The following is a 23,999-nucleotide window of genomic DNA, read 5'->3' on the forward strand; positions in this document are numbered from 1 at the left end:
GTTATAGATACGACTCAATAACGAAAGTCATCATGTAAGATGGTAAAAGTTAACATGTATTGGCGTGTTTATTGCTTTATAGCGCTTATATGATTGAGCTAAGTACAAAATGTCCTAAGCACATTCAGGCCAAAGAAAATCAATTGGGTGAAGTATGTCTGAGATAAAAGAATTCAAAGAACAATACGAAAAAACAGAAGCAGCTTGGCCAATAGGTGTCCAAAGAATAGAGAAAGAGATCAAAACAGGTATCTGGGTAACCACTCAATGGGAATTGAAGGGGTTTGAATTGTCACCAGAAGATGACGCCCCAGACGTTTGTTTACTTCAATTACATAAAGATGAACGTACAGACTATCGATTCAACCTAAGCTCTCAGCAACCTAAGCTTTTCTTAGTAATGGATAATGTCGATTCTGATGTTAAGCCCGTCATTCAGTTACTTACTGCCTCACAAACCGTTGCAGGGCAATACATGGACGGTGACAACCAAGTACTTTCCTACGACATTCCTTTGCCCGTACAGGCTTGGATGGAAGCGTTCATCGGTCGTCATGGCGAGTTATTAGAAACAAGACGTAAGAAACGCAAAGGCGCGGGAAGATCAAATGGCAACTAACTTCTTTAGCCGTTGGTCTCAACGAAAGCTTGATGAATCCACTGACGAACCTTTGGAAGTAGAGCAAACATTGGAAGTACCAGCACTCACTCCCTCTGATTCTTCAACTTCTGAGATTTCGCCTGCTGATCTTTCGTTTGAAATGGAAGCAGCAGCGCCTCAGTCTTTAGAAAGTGAAGCTTCAGAAACCAATGAAGACGTTCATGTTGCTGACGTTCAAGATCCCGCACCAGAAGCCACTGAAGACTTGTCTGTTGCTCAATTATTGGTATCAGAAGCTTCAGAAAGCGTAAAAAAAGCCGCATTGCGTAAACTATTCCTCTCAGAAGAGTTCAACGTTCGTGATGGTTTAGATGATTACGACGACGATTACAGCAATTTGAAGTCTCTGTCTGAAGGAGTTGCAGAAACTCTTCGCGATTGGGTAAAAGACAAGACAGAAGAAGACACAGTAAACGAACCTGAACAAGCCGCTGATAATGAAGAAGAAACTTTGATTGATGAGGTTGATGACTCTATTAATGAAGCCGAAGAGACCGAGTCAGAATTCAGTGAAAGTGACGAAATTGCGGGGGAAGAAAAGGAACTGTATAAAAACACAGTGTCAGATAATGACGCTACAATGTCAGACGAAGCTGACCTGACAGAGATGGGACAAAATATACCACACAAATAATAGGTACATTTTGACTAAACACTCAATGAACCGCTTGCGACAAAATGTCCCAAGCGGTTTTTTTATACGCACAATAAACGCTATAAACCATTAAACCACTGATATATAACACTTATTAAATTGGCATGGCATTTGCTAAATAACGTTCATTATCAACTTTTTTGTAGATAGACGAGTTCAGGGTCTAACGAATGGCACACTAGCTAAAGAGTTAGTTGTTAACGGATTACTCAGCAAGTTCTCTATCGCTTACTACAATGAAGGTTGAACAGATTATCCATGTCCAAAGATGGAACTGAGCAATGCTTAAACAATTATTAGAACAAGCAACTTCAAATAACGCTAAAGCAAGACTGTATGCATTTGAAAATACAGTTGAGTTAACAAATCTGATTCCACCTACTGTTAGCTACGAAAGCGGCGGTAATACTCTTGTTATTGGTCCAACTGCGATCATTGAAAGTGCTGCGGCTCAATTACCTCAATTGACGAGCTTAACCTTATTGTCGACAGACGGCGAAAAGGGCAAAAACCCAGAACTGTACTTCGCGAATTCGGTTCAAGTATCCGGTTTCCTTGGCACGTTTGAAGTTGTGATTGAGAGCAAAGGCACATCAAGCAACTTGGCGAAAATCGCGATTAATCACGATTGTTTCGATGTTGTTCTAGACCTATGTCTGAATAGCTGCATGACAGAAGAAGTGCCTGTACCGGGTTATTACCCAGTGGGCCGAGGCTATCCAAAACTGGCCGAAGCACTGGAAGAGATTCCAACGCTAATGGGCACATTTGATAAGCCTAAGTTCTTCCGTTTAGACACTGACCTTTGTGCGCACAGTTCTCGTGGCGTAAAAGGGTGCGAACGTTGTGTTGATGCTTGTCCTGCTGGCGCGCTATCAAGTGAAGGCTCAGAGAAGATAGGTCACAAGATCGAGATTAACCCTTACCTATGTCAGGGCGTTGGGACTTGTGCAACAAGCTGTCCTACAGAAGCGATTACCTATGCGCTTCCAAATCCTGACGATACGCAAAAGTTCATTGAACGTACGCTAGCTAACTATGAACATGCAGGCGGTCTGGACCCAATCGTACTTGTCTGTAGCTCACGTCATGAAACTTACAACGTGATGGCTCTTAAAGCGCTACCAGATAACGTGATTCCAATCGTTGTTGAAGAATTGCCTTCTATTGGTATTGATACTTGGTTTGCAGCGTTAGTGAATGGCGCAACTCAGGTTCTGTTTGCTGCTTCTCGCTTTATGCCAGAGACGATCATTCGTGTCCTGAATAATGAAGTAGGGATCGCTCAAGAGTTACTAGACCAAATCGGTGTTCCAAAAGAAACCATCGATATCCTGTATTTAGAATCTCTACGTGAAGGTCCTCCAACACTGTGTGTTGATTCATTCGATCTTGCACTTGGCGATCTTCAAGGAAATAAACGTCAACGTCTATTCACAGCACTTGACGCGATGTCTTCATCTCGTATTCCTGTTGAAAACATTGTAGAGCTCCCTTCGAATGCGCCATACGGCACGGTTTCGTGTGAAAGCAAAGATTGTACTTTGTGTATGAGCTGTGTGGCTGTGTGTCCAACACGTGCGCTGCATACCGATGGTGCCTCTCCATCACTTAAGTTTGTAGAGCAAGACTGTATTCAATGTGGTCTGTGTGAAAAGGCATGTCCTGAGAATGTTCTTACTCTGACTCCTCGTATGAATTGGGTGAAAGAAGAACGTCAGAAGGCTGTTGTGATTCATGAAGAGAAAGCAGCGGAATGTTTACGTTGTCATAAACCATTCGCACCGCAGTCTATGATTGACATGTTACAAAGTAAGTTACGCGGTCACTCTCATTTCTCAGATGAGACAGCAATTAATCGTATTGCGATGTGTGAAGACTGCCGTGTGGTAGACATGTTCGATTCAATGGCTCAAGACCCATTGAAACAATTGAAATACTAGGAGTTGGCCTTGGATACTAATTTGGATCAGGCACAAGAGCCTGAGCTCGCAAAAGAATTAAAGCAAGAACAGACACTAAGAACTGAAATCTATCTGGTTCTTTCTGCATTGTTTCGTAGCGCACCTTCTGAAGAGGTGATCGACTTTCTAAAGACACTAGACATTGAAGCGTCTGAAAGTGCGATGCAAAAGGCTTGGATTGCGATTCAACAAGCAGCAACTGAATCAAACCGCGAAGCACTAGAAGATGAATATCAGAATCTTTTCATTGGCATTGGTCGTGGGGAGATTGTTCCATTTGGATCTTGGCACAGAACAGGATCGATGATGGAAAAACCATTAGCTGAGATCCGTCACGATCTTGAATTGCTTGGCATTGAACGTGATGAGCAGGTTAAAGAACCAGAAGATCATATTGCGGCTCTTTGTGAAGTAATGGCGATGCTAACCGATGAAGAAGACGCGCTTCAACAAGCCGTTTTCAATAAACATATCGGGCCTTGGTTTAACTCTTTTACGCGTCAGCTTGAAAGTGCAGAAAGTGCGAACTTCTACAAATCAGCAGCACAGCTATGTGAAGCATTCTTAACGTTGGAGCAGGTTCGTTTCAGCGTGAATACAAAAAGCAGTAAACACAAATTAAAGATTGATGTGAAAAACGTCGCTGATTACGAGTAATCGAGCAGTACGCGATTATATCGATAGAGGGGCATGAAGCCTCCAAAAAGATCTACCGCAAGGTAAGGAAGCAATGATGAAAGATAACAAAGAAATAGATACAAGCCGTAGAGACTTACTCAAAGGTTTAACGACTGCAGCCGTTGCTGGTGCCGTTGTCGCTGGTACAACGAAAGTGGCAACTGCTTCAGAAACGGTTGAAATGCCGAAAGAAGACGTGAAGAAGACGGGCTATCGTGAAACGCAACATATTCGCGATTACTACGACACACTTTAGGAGATAACAGATGAAACTTGTCAAACGCTCCGATAGTGTGAGCAAAGAAACCAATCAGCTAGGCGTGTCTAGACGTGCCTTCATGAAAAACACTTCATTGGCTGCTGGTGGCGCAGTAGTAGGCGCAAGTCTATTCGCGCCGGGCATGATGAAGAAAGCACAGGCTAAATCAGTCGACCCAGAAGCGAAAACAGAAGTGAAACGTACAATCTGTTCTCACTGTTCTGTAGGTTGTGGTATCTACGCTGAAGTTCAAAATGGCGTATGGACAGGTCAAGAACCTGCATTCGATCACCCATTTAATGCTGGTGGACACTGCGCGAAAGGTGCAGCTCTGCGTGAACACGGCCACGGTGAACGTCGTCTTAAGTACCCAATGAAATTAGAAGGCGGTAAGTGGAAGAAGCTTTCTTGGGAACAAGCGATTGAAGAGATAGGTAACAAAGCGCTAGAACTTCGTAAAGAGTCAGGCCCTGATTCGGTTTACTTCCTAGGTAGTGCGAAACACAGTAACGAACAAGCTTACGCATTCCGTAAGATGGCGTCGCTTTGGGGCACCAACAACGTTGACCACCAAGCGCGTATTTGTCACTCAACCACAGTTGCCGGTGTTGCAAACACTTGGGGTTACGGTGCGATGACAAACTCGTTCAATGACATGCACAACTGTAAGTCGATGCTGTTCATTGGTTCGAACCCTGCAGAAGCTCACCCAGTTGCGATGCAGCACATCCTAATCGCGAAAGAGAAGAACAACTGTAAGATCGTTGTTGCGGATCCTCGTCGTACGCGTACTGCAGCGAAATCTGATCACTATGTTTCTCTTCGCCCAGGTTCAGACGTTGCGTTTATCTGGGGCGTGTTATGGCATGTCTTTGCTAACAAATGGGAAGACCAAGAATTCATCCGCCAACGTGTATTCGGCATGGACGAGATCCGTGAAGAAGTTGCGAAGTGGAGCCCTGCTGAAGTTGAGCGTGTTACTGGCGTAAGCGAAGAAGACGTTTACCACACAGCAAAACTGCTTTCTGAAAACCGTCCGGGTTGTATCGTTTGGTGTATGGGTGGTACTCAACATACTACAGGTAATAACAACACACGTGCTTACTGTGTACTTGAGCTTGCGCTAGGTAACATCGGTAAATCAGGTGGCGGTGCAAACATTTTCCGTGGTCACGATAACGTACAAGGCGCAACTGACCTTGGCGTACTATCAGACACGCTACCGGGTTACTACGGCTTGTCTGAAGGTTCTTGGCGCCACTGGTCGAAAGTGTGGGACATCGACTTTGACTGGGTGAAAGGACGTTTCGACGACAACGCATACGGCGGTCAAAAACCAATGAACAGTGCAGGTATTCCTGTATCTCGTTGGGTTGATGGCGTACTTGAAGACAAAGACAAGATCCGTCAGCGCGAAAACATCCGTGCCATGTTCTACTGGGGTCACGCGGTGAACTCTCAGACTCGTGGTCCAGAGATGAAGAAGGCGATGCAGAAGCTGGATATGATGGTTATCGTTGACCCATATCCAACAGTTGCAGCAGTAATGAACGATCGCACAGATGGCGTTTACTTGCTTCCAGCAACCACGCAATTTGAAACCTACGGCAGCGTAACGGCATCAAACCGTTCTCTACAGTGGCGCGACAAGGTTGTTGATCCTCTGTTCGAATCTAAGCCTGATCACGAAATCATGTACCTTCTTTCTAAGAAACTTGGTTTCTCTGATCAACTGTTCAAAAACATCCGTGTTGAGAACAACCAACCATTGATTGAAGACATCACTCGTGAATTCAACAAAGGTATGTGGACGATCGGCTATACAGGTCAAAGCCCAGAACGTTTGAAAGAACACCAACAAAACTGGCACACGTTCCACAAAACAACGCTTGCTGCAGAAGGCGGTCCAGCGAATGGCGAGACTTACGGTCTTCCTTGGCCATGCTGGGGCAACCCAGAGATGAAACACCCAGGTACACATATCCTTTACGATACGTCTAAACCTGTTGCTGAGGGCGGCGGTAACTTCCGTACTCGTTTCGGTGTCGAATTTGAAGGTCAAAGTCTATTGGCTGAAGACAGCTACTCAAAAGGCAGCGAAATCAAAGATGGTTACCCAGAATTCAGTGACAAACTGCTGAAACAACTGGGTTGGTGGGACGATCTAACCGCAGAAGAGAAAGCTTCAGCGGAAGGTAAGAACTGGAAGACTGACGTTTCTGGTGGTATCCAGCGTGTGGCTATCAAACATGGTTGTATCCCGTTTGGTAATGCGAAAGCGCGTGCGATTGTTTGGACATTCCCAGACCGCGTACCACTGCACCGTGAACCACTTTACACGCCACGTCGTGATCTTGTTGCAGACTACCCAACATGGGATGACAAGGAAGCAATCTTCCGTGTTCCTACGTTGTACAAATCAATTCAAGACCAAGACAAGTCTGCTGAATACCCAATCATTCTGACTTCTGGTCGTCTGGTTGAGTACGAAGGTGGTGGTGAAGAAACCCGTTCTAACCCTTGGCTAGCGGAACTACAACAAGAGATGTTTGTTGAAGTGAACCCGAAAGACGCAAACGACATTGGCTTTAAAGATGGTGATGATGTTTGGGTTGAAGGTGCTGAGAAAGGCCGCATCAAGGTGAAAGCGATGGTTACTCGTCGTGTTAAACCGGGTTTAGCGTTCTTGCCGTTCCACTTCGGTGGTAAGTTTGAAGGTGAAGACTTACGTTCTAAATACCCAGAAGGCTCTGATCCTTACGTTATTGGCGAAGCTGCCAATACAGCAACCACATATGGTTACGACCCTGTCACGTTGATGCAGGAAACGAAAGTAACCCTTTGTAATATTCGTAAAGCGTAAGGAGTCTTAAAATGGCTAGAATGAAATTTCTTTGTGACACCAAACGTTGTATCGAATGTAACGGTTGTGTCACTGCATGTAAGAACGAAAATGATGATGCTCTGGAGTGGGGTATTCAACGCCGCCGCGTTGTGACACTGAACGATGGTGAACCGGGTGAAAACTCTATCTCAGTCGCATGTATGCACTGTACTGATGCCCCTTGTATGGCAGTTTGCCCAGCAGACTGTTTTGAACATACAGAAGACGGCATCGTACTTCACAATAAAGATCTATGTATCGGTTGTGGTTACTGCTTGTTTGCTTGTCCGTTTGGCGCACCTCAATTCCCTAAACAGGAAGCCTTTGGTGAGCGCGGTAAAATGGACAAATGTACCTTCTGTGCTGGCGGCCCTGAAACAGAACCTGGTTCTGTGGAAGAGCGTCAGAAGTACGGTGCGAACCGTATTGCTGAAGGTAAGCTACCAATGTGTGCTTCGCTTTGTTCAACAAAAGCGCTGCTTGCAGGTGATGCTGAGCAAGTCTCTGATATCTTCCGTCAGCGTGTTGTAGAACGCGGTGCGAAAGGTGCTGGTTGGACAGACGGCAACGACCTTTCTTACGATGCGATGAAGAGCTAGTTAGGAGAGACATATGCTTACAATGTTTAAGCGTCTCTTCCTTGTTGTGCTGCCGATGTTGGCAGCACTAACAATGCTGTCTCCTTTGAGTCATGCATCTGAGACGAACTCATCACAAACTCAATCGAGCTCTGCTGAAAGAGAAATCACACAACTTGCTGGCGCTGATTTTTGGCGACAAGTAAGAAACGGTGAGGAAGGTTACACCACATCTCAATCTGCTGAGCACGGTGTGTTAATCAGTACGCCCGGGCAAACGTGGTACATATTGAAAGAGAAGTGGATGTCGCCAGCCGGCGCAGTTGCTATCTTTGGCAGTATTGCTTTCGTTACTCTAATGTACGTTGTGATTGGCCCACTAATGCTGAGTGCGCCAAGAACTGGCCGTAAGATCAAGCGTTGGTCTCGACTGGATCGTGCGTTGCACTGGAGCATGGCGTTTACTTTCTTAACGCTCGCGTTCAGTGGTTTGATGTTGGTTTACGGCAAGCACTTTTTGAAGCCGTATATTCCAACTGACCTTTGGGGCTTTATCGTTCTATTGGCGAAGCAATACCACAACTACATCGGCCCGATTTTCTATGTGCTATTGATGGCAGTTCTTATCAAGTGGTGGCGCAAGTCTATCTTCAAAATGGTCGATATCCAGTGGTTCATCAAACTGGGCGGCATGGTAGGGAAACACAAAGGTTCTCATCCATCTGCAGAGTTTTCGAACGCGGGTGAAAAAGCGCTATTTTGGCTGCTTATCGTTATGGGCAGTGTCGCAGCGATCAGTGGCTTGGTGTTAGATTTCCCAATCTTTGGCCAAACACGACGTGATATGGAGCTTTCGAACTTAGTTCACATGCTTGCTGCTCTGATCCTTATCTGTGGTTTTGTGTTCCACATCTATATTGGCTTGTTCGGTATGGAAGGCGCACTAGAAGGTATGGTAACGGGCGAAGTCGATGAAACTTGGGCTAAAGAACATCATGACCTTTGGTACAAAGAAGTGATGGAACAAGAGAAAAACGGCGTTGAACAAAGCGCTAACGCAGCAACAGAGAAAAGTGAAGGGGTGAATAAGAATGAACAAACCTCATAAAGGTATTTGGGTTGCTTACATCCTAAGCTGCTTTACACCATTTACTTGTCTTCTCTCTGGTGTAATTGCCATCATCTACGCGGGCTATCGTTTAGATAAAGGTGAAGACGGCGAAGTAGTGGATACCCATTACTACGGCTTGATTCGCTCGTTCTTCTTGAACCTGACGTTTTTTGTTGTGCTTATCGTCACGGTAGCGACCTCAAACGGCGTGTTAATTGGTGTGAACGATTACTGGTATCAAAACCACATTATCGATGACATCGCTTACTACATTCCATATGTGGGCATGTTATTTGGTGGTGTGGCGATTGTGGTGTGGTTTATTCGTATGTATCAAGGCATGCAGCGTTTAAGTCAAAACCTACCGCAAAACCCGACAACAGGTCCAAACCTTTAAGCGTTTATATGTAAGCCGTTCGGGTTACCAAACTCGATAATAGCTCCTTTGCGATGAGTTAACTGTAATCAGCGAAAGACCTTAAAAGCCCTGTGATTCATTTCACTGGGCTTTTTGTCGTTTGGGCGCTAGGTAACTGATCTAATGCCTTATATTGACCGCATCAATATGGTGCAATTCCCACAATTGGTGCAATCAGTTATCGAATGTTTTCTCTCTCTGAGAACCAATAAAGTGCACCTAAGAAATTAACCACAAAGAATCAATAACTTAAAACCAAACTCTGTTGCACGTTTTTTGCGTAACCAAGTTGGAACGCATCTTGCGTTTACTGTTGAGTCTTTAATTAATTACGACATCAATTCGCACGGTTCTAGTGCAATTGAGACAAAGCTAAGGGAGAGAGCTTTAATGAGTCAAACGGTTAACCAAGTTCATAGCGCAGTACAGAGCTTGACGCAGAGTTCGGATACTCTGTTTTTATTATTAGGCGCCATCATGGTCTTCTTAATGCACGCAGGCTTTGCATTTTTGGAAGTCGGTACAGTTAGAAAGAAGAACCAAGTTAATGCGTTGGTTAAGATCCTCTCGGACTTTGGAGTCTCCGCCATTGCTTACTTCTTTATCGGTTATTGGGTCGCTTACGGCGCGCACTTTTTTGCCGACGCAGAAACGCTATCGCAAGGGAATGGATACGAGCTAGTTAAGTTTTTCTTCCTAATGACCTTTGCCGCAGCAATCCCTGCGATTGTATCCGGTGGTATTGCAGAACGTGCACGTTTCTATCCAATACTCATCGCAACACTGTTCACAGTAGGCTTTGTTTACCCATTCTTTGAAGGCATCATCTGGAACGGTAATTTTGGTTTCCAAGATTGGCTTGAGGCGCAATTCGGTTATGGCTTCCATGACTTCGCGGGCTCTGTTGTCGTTCATGGTGTTGGCGGCTGGATTGCATTGGTCGCGGTTTACTTCCTTGGCATGCGCAAAGGCCGTGTCCGCGCCGGCAAACACACTAACTTCGCACCATCAAACATCCCATTCTTAGCACTAGGTTCTTGGATCTTATGTGTGGGTTGGTTTGGCTTCAACGTGATGTCAGCTCAAGCTATCAATGGTATCAGCGGTCTCGTGGCAATGAACTCAATCATGGCAATGGTTGGCGGTATTCTTGCGGCTCTGATTGCAGGTAAAAATGACCCAGGCTTCATCCACAATGGTCCTTTAGCTGGTCTCGTCGCTATTTGCGCAGGCTCAGATTTAATGCACCCACTCGGCGCACTGGTAACAGGCGGCGTAGCTGGCGCATTGTTCGTTTACTTGTTTACTTACATGCAAAACAAAACACAGATAGATGATGTGCTAGGTGTGTGGCCTCTGCACGGTGTATGTGGTGCATGGGGTGGCATTGCAGCGGGTATCTTCGGTCAGCAAGCATTCTGGGGGCTAGGGGGCGTAAGCTTTACTGCTCAGATGGTTGGTACACTAGCGGGCATTACGGTGGCTTTAATCGGTGCATTGGTTGTCTACGGTGTGTTGAGCAAAGTAACGGGGCTAAGGTTAAGTGAAGAAGATGAGTTTAACGGCGCGGATCTTTCAATCCATAAGATCTCGTCTATCAACGAAGACTAACGTCGTTCGTTTTGATGGGTTAAAGCTACATCTAGTAGACATCAGTTAAACAAATCTAAGCGGCTTCGGTCGCTTTTTTATTTCTGTGAAAAGCAAAACAGAGAGTTTGAGTAAGAACGGCAACAACTATCAAGAGAGTTATGTCACAAATAGCCAATGAATTCAGTTGGCTAAGACTATGGTCTAATCCCTAAAACTATTGTTGGAATTTGAACAGTGCTAAGCTGTTACCAAGTGACATATTGAAAAGGACGTTATATGCATTTCCCATATCGAAATATCGTAATTCTTACTGGCGCCGGTATCTCTGCAGAGTCGGGGATACAAACATTCCGAGCACAAGACGGATTATGGGAAAACCATAAAATCGAGGATGTTGCGACACCTGAAGGTTTTGCAAAAGATCCTGACCTTGTACAAGCGTTTTACAACAAGCGTCGTCATGGATTACAGAGTGAAAATATCTTTCCAAATTCAGCCCACAAGGCGCTAGGAGAGCTTGAAGATAAGCTCGATGGCAAAGTAACTATCATCACTCAGAACATCGACAATCTGCACGAGAGAGGCGGTAGCAACAACATTATCCACATGCACGGTGAGCTTCTTAAGGCACGTTGTAGCGAGTCAAACCAAGTTCTAGAGCACAAAGACGACATTCATACTGGTGAATTGTGCCATTGTTGCCAGATACCAGCTCAAATGCGCCCTCATATTGTGTGGTTTGGCGAAATGCCATTGAGGATGGGCGACATTTATTCAGCGTTAGAAGAAGCTGATTTGTTCATCTCGATCGGCACGTCAGGTGTGGTTTATCCAGCCGCAGGTTTTGTACATGATGCTAAAATGCATGGAGCACATACGATCGAGATAAACCTCGAACCCAGTGCGGTAGAGAGTGAATTTGAAGAGAAACGTTACGGTAAGGCGAGTATCGAGGTACCTAAGCTAGTCGGTGAGCTATTGCTGTCAGAGAAGGGGTCTCTAACGGCCTGACCCTTGTGCCAATAAATTGATTGACCCGCTTAAGGTTGGAACTTGAGAGCTCGTTATCAGCAACAGTTATCAGTGGCAAACTGACATTTATTCAGATGAGGCTCTAGTCATCGGTTTGCCTTGTTGTCTCTATATTCAGGTAATTTGTTTCTAGATTAGGACAAGACGTGCACCAAGAGTTTTGAACAGGTCGTTGAGCTTTTTTCATTTCGTACATCGCCTTATCGGATTCAACCAATGCCTGTTTAAAATTATCTCGGCTGGTCACTTCGATACCGTAAGAAAAACTGATGTTCTCACCATGCAGTAAGTTATTGACTTGGCTGACAAACTCACCACCACGACCGAGTTGAGCCGTTGCAACAAACTCATCACCACCCACTCTAAACACCATTTCATCTTCCAAAGCCGTTTGCCTCAGAGCCTGAGAGAAACGAACAATCATTAAATCTCCAACTTTGTGGCCTTTAAGGTCGTTTGCCTCTTTTAGTCCATCTAAGTCGAAGTAAATGAGCTCAAACTCTGCAAGTTTGATCGCGTCAAACTTCTTGCGATTATACAAACCAGTAAGCTCGTCGCGTTTACCTTGGTCTTTGATTTTTCCAGTTAATTCTGTAATGCCGTAAGCGATCAATAGAAATGCGATTTGTAGCAACCCGTCTTCCAAGAAGGTATCTATTAGTTCATTTTGGTCAGCCCACTCATCAAGATGTTTAAGCTCGGTTGATACGTCATAAAATAGGTTAAAAATGAGTAATAGAGCGCCGTAGCGAAGAACTTTGTGGGGACGAATTGAATGACGCGCAACATAATAGATGTACATAGTGATCACGAGGGTATTTGTTTCGAAAAACAAATCATAGTTTGAATCAATATGAATAAATGAACTCAAGCCAAGCATCAACAGTGATGCTAACAGCATAAAAGTCACAACTAACAGGATAGGGTTTGCTTGCATATGTAATCGCACTTCGTATTGTTTGCTCAATCCTATATAAATTCTGAATAAAAATAAAGCGGCTTACGCCGCTTTATTTAACTTACTAGCAACAATTAAATTTTTGCTAACAAATTAGTTGTCTACTTTAAGTTTTTGAAAGTACTCGTCATAAATAACGCTCGCTTCGCCAACTTCGTCTTGCCAAACACCATTATCCATCACTGATTGTGGCGGGAAAACGTTCTTATCTTCAGAAAATTCTTTCGGAAGAAGAGGGTAAGCAGTTTTAACGGGTGTTGGGTAACCGATCTCTAGAGCAATTTTCGCAGCGTTCTCTGGGCGAAGTAGGAAGTCGATCATCTTATGTGCCGCTTCAGTGTTCTTAGCACCTGCTGGAATCGCTAGGCTATCCATCCAGAAGATAGCGCCTTTCTCTGGCCAGATAATGTCAATCGTTGCGCCTTCTTGACGTGCCATGTAAGCAGAGCCATTCCAAAGCATACCAAGAGACACTTCACCCGCTAGGTAAGGGTTCGCAGGGAAATCTGAGTTAAATACCAATACGTTTGGCATCAGCTTACGAAGTTCTTCGTACGCTTCTTTGATTTCTTCAGGATTAGTCGTGTTTGGAGAGTAACCCAGTTTAGACAGTGCGATATGGAAAACCTCACGAGAGTCATCCATCATCATCAATTGACCTTCCCACTGTGTATCCCACAGATCGCCCCAGTTTTTAACTGATGACTTGTCTAGCATATCTGAGTTGATACCAATACCCGTTGCGCCCCAGATGTATGGGATCGAGTAGTTGTTGTTTGGGTCAAATGGCTTATCTAAGTAATTTGGATCCAAATCTGCAAAGTGGCTTAGCTTAGTTTTATCAAGCTCTTGAAGCATGCCTTCTTTACGCATCTTAGAAACGAAGTAAGTAGAAGGAACGACCAAGTCGTAACCCGTACCTTGAGTTTTTAACTTAGCGTACATGCTTTCGTTAGACTCATAAGTTGAGTAATAGACTTTAATGCCAGTCTCTTCGGTGAAGTCTTCTAGTACTTCATTTGGAATATATTCAGACCAGTTGTAAAAATACAGTTCTTGGTCAGCTGCGAAAGAGGGTGTAGAAAGTAAAGTAGCAGCACACAATGCGCCGGTATACAGTGTTTTTTTCATTACTGTTCCGTTCATTTGTTTGATTTGGAGCTGGGTATTGAACCCAAAGTAAATGGATTTCTAAAAATCGCGCTAAATTATAGCAGTGATATAACAAAATAGGCAGCCAAAGCTGCCTATTGATTGATATTCTTATTTTTAACGTGTTGATTACCTAACTAGGCTTGTTAAGTAAACCAGTTACTTATTAGCCTCTGTTGACCGGAGTAATTAGATAACAAACTCGCTTACTGACCGGCTTTAAGCTTCATGAAGTAATCTTCGTACTTCACTGTCTTATCGCCAACCGCAGCTTGCCATTCCACACGGTCAAGGTCTTCTTGTGACGGGAACAGCGCAGGGCTGTCTTTAAACTTCTCGTTAGACGCTTTAACTGCCGTTAGGTAGCCTGTGTCACGAGAGATTTGCTCTGCAATTTCTGGGCGAAGTAGGAAGTCGATCATCTTATGAGCTGCATCTACGTTTACCGCACCAGAGCTAATCGCAAAGTTATCAACCCAACCGATACCGCCTTCTTTAGGGAAAACCAGTTTGATTGGTAGACCTTCGTTTTGCGCAGCAGCAGCAGAACCATTCCAAAGCATACCAAGACCCACTTCACCAGACATGTATGGCGCACCAGGGTTATCTGAGTTAAAGACTAGAACGTTCGGCATTAGCTTTTGTAGTTCAGCGTAAGCTTCGTCGATCTCTTTCTCGTTGGTTGTGTTACCAGAGTAACCTAACTTACGCAGTGCGATGTGGAACACTTCACGCGTGTCATCCATCATCATCAGTTGGCCTTCAAGCTCTGGCTTCCATAGATCAGCCCAGCTTTGGAAGTCTTCCGGATCGTATATTTCAGTGTTAACAGCAAGACCTGTAATCGCAACGACGTGTGGAATAGAGTAGTCGTTGCTTCGGTCGTACGGCTTATCTAAGTAGTTAGTATCTAGGTTCTTGAAGTTGTACAGCTTAGTTTTGTCGATTTTTTGTAGCATACCTTCGTCACGCATCTTAGAAACGAAGTAAGTCGACGGCACAACTAGGTCGTAGCCTTTGTTGTGTGTTTTTAGCTTTGCGTACAAGGTTTCATTCGACTCGTAAGTTGAGTAGATAACCTTGATTCCAGTTTCATCAGTGAACTGTTCTAGAATCTCACTATTGATGTAAGGTCCCCAGTTCATGAATACCAATTCTTTGTCATCTTTTGCAAACGATGGTGCAGATAACATTGAAAGCGCACATGCACTACCAGCTAATAGAGTAGCCCATTTTTTCATTGACGTTAGCTCCAAACTAAACGTTGCCTAAAGGCAGTAGATAGAAAAACAGAATGGCAATTTACCATTCTGTTTATGAATAACACTTTTGTTAAACTTGAATCTTATCAAGTCCGTCTCAGTAAAGAGTAGGAGACTTACTTGATTTTCTCTCTCGCTAACAACTGAGAAATAATCACCAGTATTAACGACACCACTAACATCACTGTTGCTAGGGCGTTGACCTCTGGAGATATACCGACTTTAACCATCGAGTAAATCTTCAGTGGCAAGATTTCGTAAGTTGGACCTGTTACGAAAGAGCTGATGATCACGTCGTCCAAAGACAGAGTGAAGCTCAATAACCAACCCGCAGCAACCGCTGGCTTAGCAAGAGGTAGAATGATCTGTTTTAGAATCGTCCACTCACTTGCACCTAAGTCTTTTGCTGCTTCTAGCATCTTCACATCAAAGCTATTCAAGCGACTGTAAACCGTTACCACAACGAACGGTAAACAGAAAGTAATGTGCGCTGCAAGTAGGGTAAAGAACCCAAGTTGCACACCCATAACCAAGAATAGCGCAAGAAGCGAAATCGCCATTACGATATCTGGTGACATCATCACGATGAACAACATGCCATTGACGATGCCTTTACCTTTAAATTGGTAACGGAATAGGGCAACGGCAGTCAGGCTTCCGACAATCGTTGCGGCAGTCGCTGAGAACACCGCTACGTTGATCGAATGCCACGCAGCCTGCATTAGGCTGTCGTTGTTAATCAGTGCGTCATACCACTTGGTGGTAAAGCCACCCCATTTCATGCCGAATTTATTGGCATTAAATGAGTTTGCAATCAATACGATAATAGGTAGGTATAGAAAAGCGTATACCAACGCCATAAAGCTGAACTTAACTGTGCGACCCATTAGTCTAGCTCCGCTTTCTTATTCAATAACTTACCTGCACGGTAGTAGGCATAAAGCATCACAGCCATTGCCACGGTCAGTGCAATACTCGTCGCAGCGCCAAACGGCCAGTCCCGAGCATTGAGTACTTGGCTCTTAATCACGTTACCAATCAGCAGGTTCTTTGCTCCGCCTAATAGGTCAGAGATATAGAACATACCTAACGCGGGCAATAACACTAATAAACAACCGCCGACAATACCTGGCATAGTCAGTGGTAACACGACTTTCAATAGCGTTTGCAGTTTGTTCGCACCTAAATCTTTAGCCGCTTCTAGGTACGTATCGTCCAGTTTTTCAATCGCTGAATACAGCGGCAGAATCATGAATGGAAGTAGGATATACACCAAACCAATCATTACTGCGGTTTCTGAGTACATGATGCGTAGCGGCTTATCAATAATATCTAACGCTAACAAACCTTTGTTCAGAACCCCTTGAGTACCCAAAACCACTTTCAATCCGTAAGTACGAATCAGTGAGTTAGTCCAAAATGGTACAATCACGAGGAACAACATGATTGGACGCCACTTCGCAGGCATCTTTGCCACGATATAGGCGAACGGGTAACCAATGATTAAACAAAGCAGGGTAGCAACGATTGCCATATAGAAAGAGTGCATCAGCACTTTAAAATACAGCGGATCAGCCAAACGCACATAGTTATCGAGAGTAAAGGTCATCTCAATCAAGTTAGCTTCATCGCGAGTTAAGAAGCTAGTACCGATGATCATGATGTTTGGAATCATCACGAACAGCACTAACCAACCTGTGATTAAAGCAACAATTGCGTTTTGTAAATTAAACTTCTTGCTCATCTTCTAATACCACTTCCCAGCTCTCAACCCAAGTTACTGCAACTTTTTGGCCCAGTGAGTGATCAACATCAGGGTCATCTTCGTTGAAGAATTCGCTAACCATGACACGCATACCCGACTCAAGTTCCACGACTGAATCTAATGTCATGCCTTTATAGGTTCGCTCGACAATGTGGCCAACAATACCGCGTTGCTCAGATTCTTTGATTTCTTCGATACGAAGATCTTCAGGGCGAAGCAATACTTGCAGTTTTTGACCCGGTGTTACGTCTTTATCGTGATAGATAATGGACTCTTCACCTTCGATTGTCGCAACAATGCGCTTTTCATCTTGACGAGATTTAGCTGTCGCCTCGAATACGTTAATTTCACCAATGAAACGCGCTACGAATAGGTTCTTAGGCTCTTCGTAGATCTCTCTTGGTGTTCCGTCTTGTTCAATCACGCCATCACGCATAACAATAATGCGGTCGGACATAGAGAGTGCTTCTTCTTGGTCATGCGTTACAAAAATGAACGTGATACCAAGTTGGCGTTGCAGTTGTTTCAGCTCAATTTGCATCTGTTTACGTAGTTTGTAATCCAGAGCAGATAGAGATTCATCCAACAAGAGAACTTTAGGCTTATTAACGACAGCACGAGCGATTGCGATACGTTGCTGTTGGCCGCCAGATAGCTGGTGTGGCTTTCGTTGTGCCATTTGCTCTAAGCGCACCATCTTCAAAGCATCCCTTACACGAGGTTCAATCTCGCTGCTTGGAACTTTCTGCATGCGTAAGCCAAATGCCACATTATCGAAAACGGTCATGTGCGGGAATAGGGCATAGCTTTGGAAAACAGTGTTTACATGCCTTTGTTCAGCAGGAACTTGGGTTACGTTCTGTCCAGCCAATAGTATTTCACCACTATCCGCCGTTTCAAAACCCGCAATCATTCTTAGCACGGTTGTTTTACCACAACCTGATGGGCCTAAAATCGTGAGAAACTCACCATGATTTACGTTTAAATCCAGATTGCCGATGACTTCCTTACCATCGAAACTTTTACTGATGCCAGTTAGCTGTACTACTGGCTTCCCTACTGATTTTTTAGCGTTCAACGTCTGTTTTTCTCCACCTTGGTTCTATTTGAGACCTGTTGCTATACACCTCTAAGGCGCGCATCATAATCACCAAAAACGTGAATTCAAAGCATTTTTTATCTTTCGAAGACAAAAAAATTCGCAGGTAAAAGTAAACATCCTTTACCATACTGTTATTTGTTGGGTTTACACCCTAACAAGTGTCTAATTATTAACCATTAAGACGTAAAAGCAAGCCTTGTTACAGATTCATATTTTAGTTTGCATCCGACATATGGGTATAATGAAGGTAATTTTTTATCAATAAGTTAGGTGCCTTCGTTTAGTTGGCGCACCTAGGTATCAATATGAACAACGACATCGAAAAAGATTTTAATTTGGGCGGTAGTATCGACCGTGCACTTTCCGGCGATTATGAGCTCAAAGCAACGGCTGTATTCCAAGAAGCTTGGAAACATACGATAAGTCACTTTCTTTCGTTTTCCCCTGCGATTGTTGCGCTGATGTTCGTGCAATTGGCTATCTTTTATATCGCACTAAAACTGCAACTTGGTGACCCTGCAGTTATCTTAGATGCGGTAATCGACCCTGAGGCCTTTACACCCCAGATCGTTGAATCGATTTTCATTGCGAATTTTAGCTATGAAGTTGTCAGTGCACCTATCTATGCCGGCATCTGTTTAATGGCAATGAGCCATGCTGCAGGTCTTCAAACTAAAGTGCGCCACATAGGCAAAGGTTTGCAGTTTACGATCCCCGTTATTCTAGTGACTTTGTTCAGCCTAATGCTTCAAGGCATCGCTGGTATGATTCTGCCATTTCTGTCTATCTACTTCTCACTTGCGTTCAGCAACTCAATTCTGCTGATTTGTGATAAAAAAGTTCCACCGATGCAATCGCTGTTACTTTCTCTAAGAGCAGTAAATAAGAAGATCTTCGTAGTCGCGTCTATATACCTAATGGTTATGCTGATGTTCATCGTTGCTGCGATGATGTACGGCATTGGCTTGATATTCGTTCTTCCGTTCTTCTTTCACGTGAAAGGCATCATCTACCGTGAAATGTTTGGTATCAAACTGAAGGTTATTGCGTCAGATCGACCTAATAGTGATGACGACAACAGCAACGGCGACAGTAATAACGACGGCAACAACAATAACGGCAACAACAGTAGCCATGGTAACAAGAACAAAAACCCGCAGGTCTTCGATGCGTAATAACGACAAAGGCAGCGCGAGTAAATCTCTTGCGCTCAAGGTAACAACACTAGCAATCGTGGGTTCTATCTCACTGATTGGCCCATACCTTTACCAAGAAGAAGAACGCCGACGTACGACAGAACAGAGCTCTACTTCAGCAGACCAATTTGATGACTTGACTGTTGCTTCAAGCGCACCAAACTTTGCGGCTATTAAGGATGTAAACGAGAAAAAAGACGCGTTTTTCTCGTTCCTACGCCCAAGCATCAAGATTGAAAACAAACGTATCACCAAAGAACGTGCGTTTTTAACTAAGCTCTCTGAATCAGGTTTAAGTAGTATTGATTCTGAAGACATTTCTTATGCGAAAAGGTTAGGGAAGTTATACAGCTTGCCAGTGCCATCTTCAGGATTAGATCAAGCTTGGCTTACGGAAATGCTTAGTCGCGTAAACGTACTGCCAGAGGCGCTTGTATTAACACAGGCTGCCAATGAATCGGCTTGGGGGACATCACGTTTCGCCACCAAAGCAAACAACTATTTCGGACATTGGTGTTACAGCAAAGGTTGTGGCCTTGTGCCGCTACAACGTAACGAAGGCAGCTCGCATGAAGTAGCAACATTTTCTTCAAGCCAAGAATCCGTACACCGTTACTTCATGAACCTTAATCGTAACCGTGCCTATGCAGATTTAAGAGCCATTCGTGCGCAACTGGCAGCAAATGGTAATGATCTGTTAACCAAAGAAACGGCGACCGAATTGACCAATGGCTTGTTAAAATATTCTGAGCGAGGTTCAGACTATGTGACTGATTTACAAGCTATGATCCGTCACAACAAGGTATACTGGGAAAAGTAACTCATTTGGATATCCGTTTGATTGACTTCTTTAGTCAGTTTGACACCAAGCAATATCACAAAAGAGCAGCTCATTGGCTGCTCTTTCTATTTATAAACGCTCAACTTCAACAAGATTATAATAATGAAAAAGACAGCAATCGCTTTATTAGCCACTTTAAGTTTTGGGGTTTCTCTTCCAGCTTCGGCGCAAGAATACATGTTCACGTATTCTAAACTCTATACTCAGCTGAAAAACAACACCAAAGAAGGGCACGATGATGTCAAAGTTGCGGTGTTCTTTGTTGACCAACAAGCACAGAAAACCTGTCACATCAGCAAAGCTTGGATGGAGAAAGAAGAGCACTACGAAGAGCTAAAAGTGTCTCCTGCGAATGAGCTGCTTCTACCTGTAGATCAAAACCTGCGCTCAGCAAATCCTCTTATCTTTGTACAAACCCAAGAGCAAGAGTGTGCATATTCGCTCGTTGTAATGACTCAAGAGCCTTTAGCTGGCGATGTTGAAGTTGCACAGCTAGAAAGCCTGTTACCACAGATGCAGGCAATGCTAGAAGACGTCAGCGGCATGTTCTCTAGCTGGTTCACACCTGATATCCAAGGGTTAACGTTGGAGTTCAATGACAAGCTTGAAGGCAACATTGCTCTATCTAACGGTAAACAGATCCCAATTAAAGAAGGCCGTGCTAAATTCACCTTAGAAGAGCTGAATGGAAGTGACAGCATCACTTTACCAGAGCCAACGGTTCGCGTATTACCGTACATTCCCGCGCAATAAGTCTAGCTAGAAGCACTCCCTACGCTTTGAGGAAGTAGTTCTTAAGCAGCCTGATCTTTTAGAGAAGGCTGCTTTTCTTTGTCTACTATCCAAACCTCGAGCGTTTATCTAACCGTTTAGAGAGCTTAAAGCTCAAAAGAAGCGGAATCTTTCCAATACTCAGCTTGTTAATCCTGCCGTTACTATTTCAACATCAAATAAAAATCCGTATAATCCACGCCCTAAAACAGTCCCACTAGCAATCTACAGTCGGTAATACGACGGTGTGAGAGTCGCAATGAACCAAAACGAAAATAAAAAAGAAACACTTGAATTCAACAAGCTTCAGAAACGTCTGAGACGAAATGTTGGAAATGCCATCGTTGACTACAACATGATCGAAGAGAATGACGTAGTAATGGCGTGCATTAGTGGCGGTAAAGATTCATTTGCGATGCTAGATATTTTGCTACGTTTACGGGAAGCAGCACCTATCAAATTCGATGTTGTGGCCGTAAACCTAGACCAAAAACAACCTGGCTTTCCTGAGCACATTCTTCCTGAGTACTTCGAAACTCTGAACATTCCTTACTACATCGTAGATAAAGATACGTACTCCGTAGTTAAAGAGAAAGTGCCAGAGGGTAAAACAACTTGTGGTCTATGTTCTCGTCTTCGTCGTGGTACTTTGTACTCGTTTGCAGAGAAAATAGGGGCGACTAAGATTGCTCTTGGCCACCACCTAGACGATATTGTTGAGACGATGTTCCTGAACATGTTCCACGGTGCACGCTTGAAAGCAATGCCGCCAAAATTGCGTTCTGATGATGGCCGTAACGTTGTTATTCGTCCACTGACTTATTGTCGTGAAACGGACTTAATCCAATACGCAGAGCACCTAGATTTCCCAATCATTCCTTGTAACCTTTGTGGCTCTCAAGAGAACCTACAGCGCCAGAACATTAAAGCAATGTTGATTGATTGGGATAAGAAAACGCCAGGTCGTGTTGAGAAGATCTTCAAGTCAATTCAGAACGTAAGTCCAAGCCAACTGGCTGACCGAGAACTGTTTGATTTCGTAAACCTTCCACTAGACCGTAGTGAAGATCGCAAGGCCTACGAATTCGAAGAAGCTGAAATTTCCTCTTCAAATATTGATGAGTCAATGTTCATCGACGTGACTAACGTATAACGAGATATTCGCGATTCTGTATTTGGAATGGCGGAAGCTCTAGATAAATAAAAACGCCTCAAGCAGTGCTTGAGGCGTTTTTTTATGATTTTAAATCAGCTAGACAAATTGGGATCAAGTGGACTTACATAACCCGACGGTTTAAGTGCAAGTACGTCACAGTTAATCTTGTCGATTACATGTTCCGCAGTATTACCAATAAACACAGCAGACAATCCAGTACGGCCGGTGGTACCAAGAATCACCATAGCAGCGTTGTTTTCAGACGCAACACGAGGAATAACATCTTCTGGCAAGCCTTGCTCAACAACAGTTTGCTCTTCACTCATACCGTGTTTCTGGCGCAACGCTTTCATCGCTGTTAAGTGATGACCACGAACCGCGTCAGTATAAGAGGTTGGGTCAAACTCTGGCAGCTCGATTGTGATATTAGCAGGTGTCACCGGGTAGGCGTTTACCAATAGCGGCTCAGCATCTAAACGACCTGTGATTTCAAGTAACCTGTCGACCATCGTATCATTGAGCTCTAAGTGAGCTTCGGTTTCAGAGCCAACATGGACTGAAGCGTAAATCTTCGCGTGTTCTGGCCAGAAATCATTTTTAACCAATAGCACTGGACTGGGGCATTTTCTCAATAAGTGCCAGTCGGTAGGAGTAAAGATGACCGATTCTAAGGTATCGTGCTTACGCGTACCTTTGATTAGGATGTCATGCTCGCCACTGTAAACCTCTGCAATGATCGCTTCATACGGGCGGTTATGCCAAACCACTTGCACGTTAAATTCAATGGAATCATCAAGGTAAGGAGCCGCCACTTTATTCATCCAAATTTCACGTTGATGAATTACACCTTTACGCATTGCGTCTCTTTCATCGACAGAGAGCATAGATGTCATGTCATACGAGAAATCGTAGATCGATAAAAAGAAAGTGATGTGGCTTGTTGATGTGCTTTTCTTGGCAAGTTGGATAGCACGAACTAGAGCAGGTTGCTCATCGTGATTAATGTCTGCGACAACTAAAATTTTGTTATAGATACTCATAACTAAGCCTACTTTTCAGACCGAACATATAAATAATGTAGCGTAGTTATGGAGAGAATAAGAGAAATATAAGAGGTTTTAAGAGAGAAACATGATGTAGCTCATTATTGAACTACATCATTGATATCTAGACTATTCTTTTGAAACGCCAGCAAGTTCCATCAACGCATCGTGATCTTCGATAGTGATATATTTGCCTTTAACGCTCAAGATGTCTGCTTTTTGGAAGCGACCTAAAAGACGGCTAATTGTTTCAACAGTCAAACCAAGGTAGTTACCAATATCGCCACGAGTCATCGTTAGGCGAAACTCACGTGGGCTGAAGCCACGTTGAGAGAAACGAGTAGAAAGGTTGTAAAGGAATGCAGCAAGACGCTCTTCCGCATTCTTCTTAGAAAGAAGCAGAATCATTTCTTGGTCACCTTTAATCTCATTACTCATCAGACGCATAATTTGCTGACGCAATTTAGGCATTTTGCCTGATAGGTCGTCTAGAATTTCGTATGGAATTTCACATACCATAGAAGTTTCTAACGCTTGTGCGAAACTAGGGTGCATGTCACCAGTAATCGCATCGAAGCCAACAAGATCGCCCGCTAGGTGGAATGCAGTAATCTGCTCATCACCTTGCTCGGTAATCGTGTAGCTCTTGATCGTTCCAGAGCGAATAGCGTATAGAGATTTAAGCTCGTCACCGGCTTTAAATAACTCTTGGCCTTTTTGAATAGGCTTTTTTCTCTCAATGATCTGATCAAGTTGATCGAGTTCAGATTCATTCAAAGTAAACGGAATACAGAGCTGGCTAATACTACAATCCTGGCAATGGATCGCACAGCCACCAGACTGAACACGTTTCGTCACAGGCTTTTCAGAAATCATAACAATCTTTCACTATTTGATATACGTCAATATTTTAGCATTCC

General features: G+C 43.9%; 23 protein-coding genes. 15 read left to right on the top strand and 8 right to left on the bottom strand.

Translation table 11 applies throughout. The features are described 5' to 3' along the window. Nucleotides 1-154 precede the first annotated feature (154 nt). From ACED60_RS13835 to cobB, 11 genes are all read left to right on the top strand, one after another. Nucleotides 155-619, top strand: a complete 465-nt coding sequence (locus tag ACED60_RS13835) for a DUF3305 domain-containing protein (protein WP_009846734.1) — start codon at nt 155-157, stop codon at nt 617-619. Then, the gene (locus tag ACED60_RS13840) at nt 609-1,295 is read left to right on the top strand and encodes a DUF3306 domain-containing protein (protein ID WP_371727785.1); all 687 of its coding nucleotides are present in this window, start codon (nt 609-611) and stop codon (nt 1,293-1,295) included. The genes ACED60_RS13835 and ACED60_RS13840 overlap by 11 nt, the downstream gene beginning before the upstream one ends. A 302-nt stretch (nt 1,296-1,597) precedes the next feature. Then, nucleotides 1,598-3,259, top strand: coding sequence for a 4Fe-4S dicluster domain-containing protein (locus ACED60_RS13845; RefSeq protein WP_371727786.1), 1,662 nt, complete (start codon nt 1,598-1,600; stop codon nt 3,257-3,259). A gap of 9 nt (nt 3,260-3,268) precedes the next feature. Beyond that, nucleotides 3,269-3,937, top strand: coding sequence for a molecular chaperone TorD family protein (locus tag ACED60_RS13850; protein ID WP_041472803.1), 669 nt, complete (start codon nt 3,269-3,271; stop codon nt 3,935-3,937). 76 nt (nt 3,938-4,013) lie between these two features. Next, nucleotides 4,014-4,214, top strand: a complete 201-nt coding sequence (locus ACED60_RS13855; RefSeq protein WP_029222953.1) for a twin-arginine translocation signal domain-containing protein — start codon at nt 4,014-4,016, stop codon at nt 4,212-4,214. A 10-nt stretch (nt 4,215-4,224) separates the two neighbouring features. Beyond that, a complete protein-coding gene (locus tag ACED60_RS13860) occupies nt 4,225-7,080 on the top strand; it encodes a formate dehydrogenase subunit alpha (protein WP_012603933.1) in 2,856 nt (951 codons plus the stop codon). 11 nt (nt 7,081-7,091) lie between these two features. Next, complete coding sequence (gene fdh3B, locus ACED60_RS13865) at nt 7,092-7,700, top strand: formate dehydrogenase FDH3 subunit beta (protein WP_010440854.1); 609 nt, start codon at nt 7,092-7,094, stop codon at nt 7,698-7,700. Between the two features lie 13 nt (nt 7,701-7,713). Further along, complete coding sequence (locus tag ACED60_RS13870) at nt 7,714-8,787, top strand: formate dehydrogenase subunit gamma (protein WP_122047291.1); 1,074 nt, start codon at nt 7,714-7,716, stop codon at nt 8,785-8,787. After that, nucleotides 8,771-9,187 (top strand): hypothetical protein, encoded by a 417-nt coding sequence (locus ACED60_RS13875; RefSeq protein ID WP_010440849.1) that lies wholly within the window; start codon nt 8,771-8,773, stop codon nt 9,185-9,187. Before ACED60_RS13870 ends, ACED60_RS13875 begins: the two co-directional genes overlap by 17 nt. 411 nt (nt 9,188-9,598) lie before the next feature. Then, a complete protein-coding gene (locus tag ACED60_RS13880) occupies nt 9,599-10,819 on the top strand; it encodes an ammonium transporter (protein ID WP_371727787.1) in 1,221 nt (406 codons plus the stop codon). A 258-nt stretch (nt 10,820-11,077) separates the two neighbouring features. Further along, nucleotides 11,078-11,812, top strand: a complete 735-nt coding sequence (cobB, locus tag ACED60_RS13885; RefSeq protein WP_017100630.1) for a Sir2 family NAD+-dependent deacetylase — start codon at nt 11,078-11,080, stop codon at nt 11,810-11,812. 103 nt (nt 11,813-11,915) lie between these two features. Here the strand turns inward: cobB and ACED60_RS13890 are convergent, their stop codons facing one another. The 6 genes from ACED60_RS13890 to potA all read right to left on the bottom strand — a co-directional run bounded on the left by ACED60_RS13890 (nt 11,916) and on the right by potA (nt 18,048). Continuing rightward, complete coding sequence (locus tag ACED60_RS13890) at nt 11,916-12,782, bottom strand: GGDEF domain-containing protein (protein ID WP_017103165.1); 867 nt, start codon at nt 12,780-12,782, stop codon at nt 11,916-11,918. Between the two features lie 102 nt (nt 12,783-12,884). Further along, nucleotides 12,885-13,922, bottom strand: a complete 1,038-nt coding sequence (locus tag ACED60_RS13895) for an extracellular solute-binding protein (RefSeq protein ID WP_029222954.1) — start codon at nt 13,920-13,922, stop codon at nt 12,885-12,887. Between the two features lie 227 nt (nt 13,923-14,149). Beyond that, nucleotides 14,150-15,184 (bottom strand): extracellular solute-binding protein, encoded by a 1,035-nt coding sequence (locus ACED60_RS13900; protein ID WP_371727788.1) that lies wholly within the window; start codon nt 15,182-15,184, stop codon nt 14,150-14,152. Between the two features lie 137 nt (nt 15,185-15,321). Continuing rightward, nucleotides 15,322-16,092, bottom strand: a complete 771-nt coding sequence (gene potC, locus ACED60_RS13905) for a spermidine/putrescine ABC transporter permease PotC (RefSeq protein ID WP_371727789.1) — start codon at nt 16,090-16,092, stop codon at nt 15,322-15,324. Continuing rightward, entirely contained in the window at nt 16,092-16,949 is an 858-nt protein-coding gene (gene potB, locus ACED60_RS13910; protein ID WP_371727790.1) for a spermidine/putrescine ABC transporter permease PotB, read from the bottom strand. Before potB ends, potC begins: the two co-directional genes overlap by 1 nt. Beyond that, a complete protein-coding gene (gene potA / locus ACED60_RS13915) occupies nt 16,933-18,048 on the bottom strand; it encodes a spermidine/putrescine ABC transporter ATP-binding protein PotA (protein ID WP_371727791.1) in 1,116 nt (371 codons plus the stop codon). The genes potB and potA overlap by 17 nt, the downstream gene beginning before the upstream one ends. A 329-nt stretch (nt 18,049-18,377) precedes the next feature. Here potA and ACED60_RS13920 point away from each other — a divergent pair, with 329 nt between their 5' ends. From ACED60_RS13920 to ttcA, 4 genes are all read left to right on the top strand, one after another. After that, nucleotides 18,378-19,247 (top strand): hypothetical protein, encoded by an 870-nt coding sequence (locus ACED60_RS13920; protein WP_371727792.1) that lies wholly within the window; start codon nt 18,378-18,380, stop codon nt 19,245-19,247. Beyond that, nucleotides 19,240-20,088 (top strand): glucosaminidase domain-containing protein, encoded by an 849-nt coding sequence (locus ACED60_RS13925; protein ID WP_371727793.1) that lies wholly within the window; start codon nt 19,240-19,242, stop codon nt 20,086-20,088. The genes ACED60_RS13920 and ACED60_RS13925 overlap by 8 nt, the downstream gene beginning before the upstream one ends. Nucleotides 20,089-20,211: 123 nt before the next feature. Further along, a complete protein-coding gene (locus ACED60_RS13930) occupies nt 20,212-20,862 on the top strand; it encodes a DUF2987 domain-containing protein (protein ID WP_139683897.1) in 651 nt (216 codons plus the stop codon). A gap of 277 nt (nt 20,863-21,139) precedes the next feature. After that, nucleotides 21,140-22,033: a tRNA 2-thiocytidine(32) synthetase TtcA gene (ttcA, locus tag ACED60_RS13935; protein WP_009846716.1), complete on the top strand. Its 894-nt coding sequence runs from the start codon at nt 21,140-21,142 to the stop codon at nt 22,031-22,033. 95 nt (nt 22,034-22,128) lie between these two features. Here ttcA and uspE read toward each other — a convergent pair whose 3' ends face one another. Both uspE and ACED60_RS13945 read right to left on the bottom strand, forming a co-directional pair. Beyond that, nucleotides 22,129-23,076, bottom strand: a complete 948-nt coding sequence (uspE, locus tag ACED60_RS13940) for a universal stress protein UspE (protein ID WP_371727794.1) — start codon at nt 23,074-23,076, stop codon at nt 22,129-22,131. Between the two features lie 132 nt (nt 23,077-23,208). After that, a complete protein-coding gene (locus ACED60_RS13945) occupies nt 23,209-23,955 on the bottom strand; it encodes an FNR family transcription factor (protein WP_009846714.1) in 747 nt (248 codons plus the stop codon). Between the last annotated feature and the right edge of the window lie 44 nt (nt 23,956-23,999).

This window comes from Vibrio sp. 1F279, from assembly GCF_041439815.1.
Taxonomy (GTDB): domain Bacteria; phylum Pseudomonadota; class Gammaproteobacteria; order Enterobacterales; family Vibrionaceae; genus Vibrio; species Vibrio tasmaniensis_A.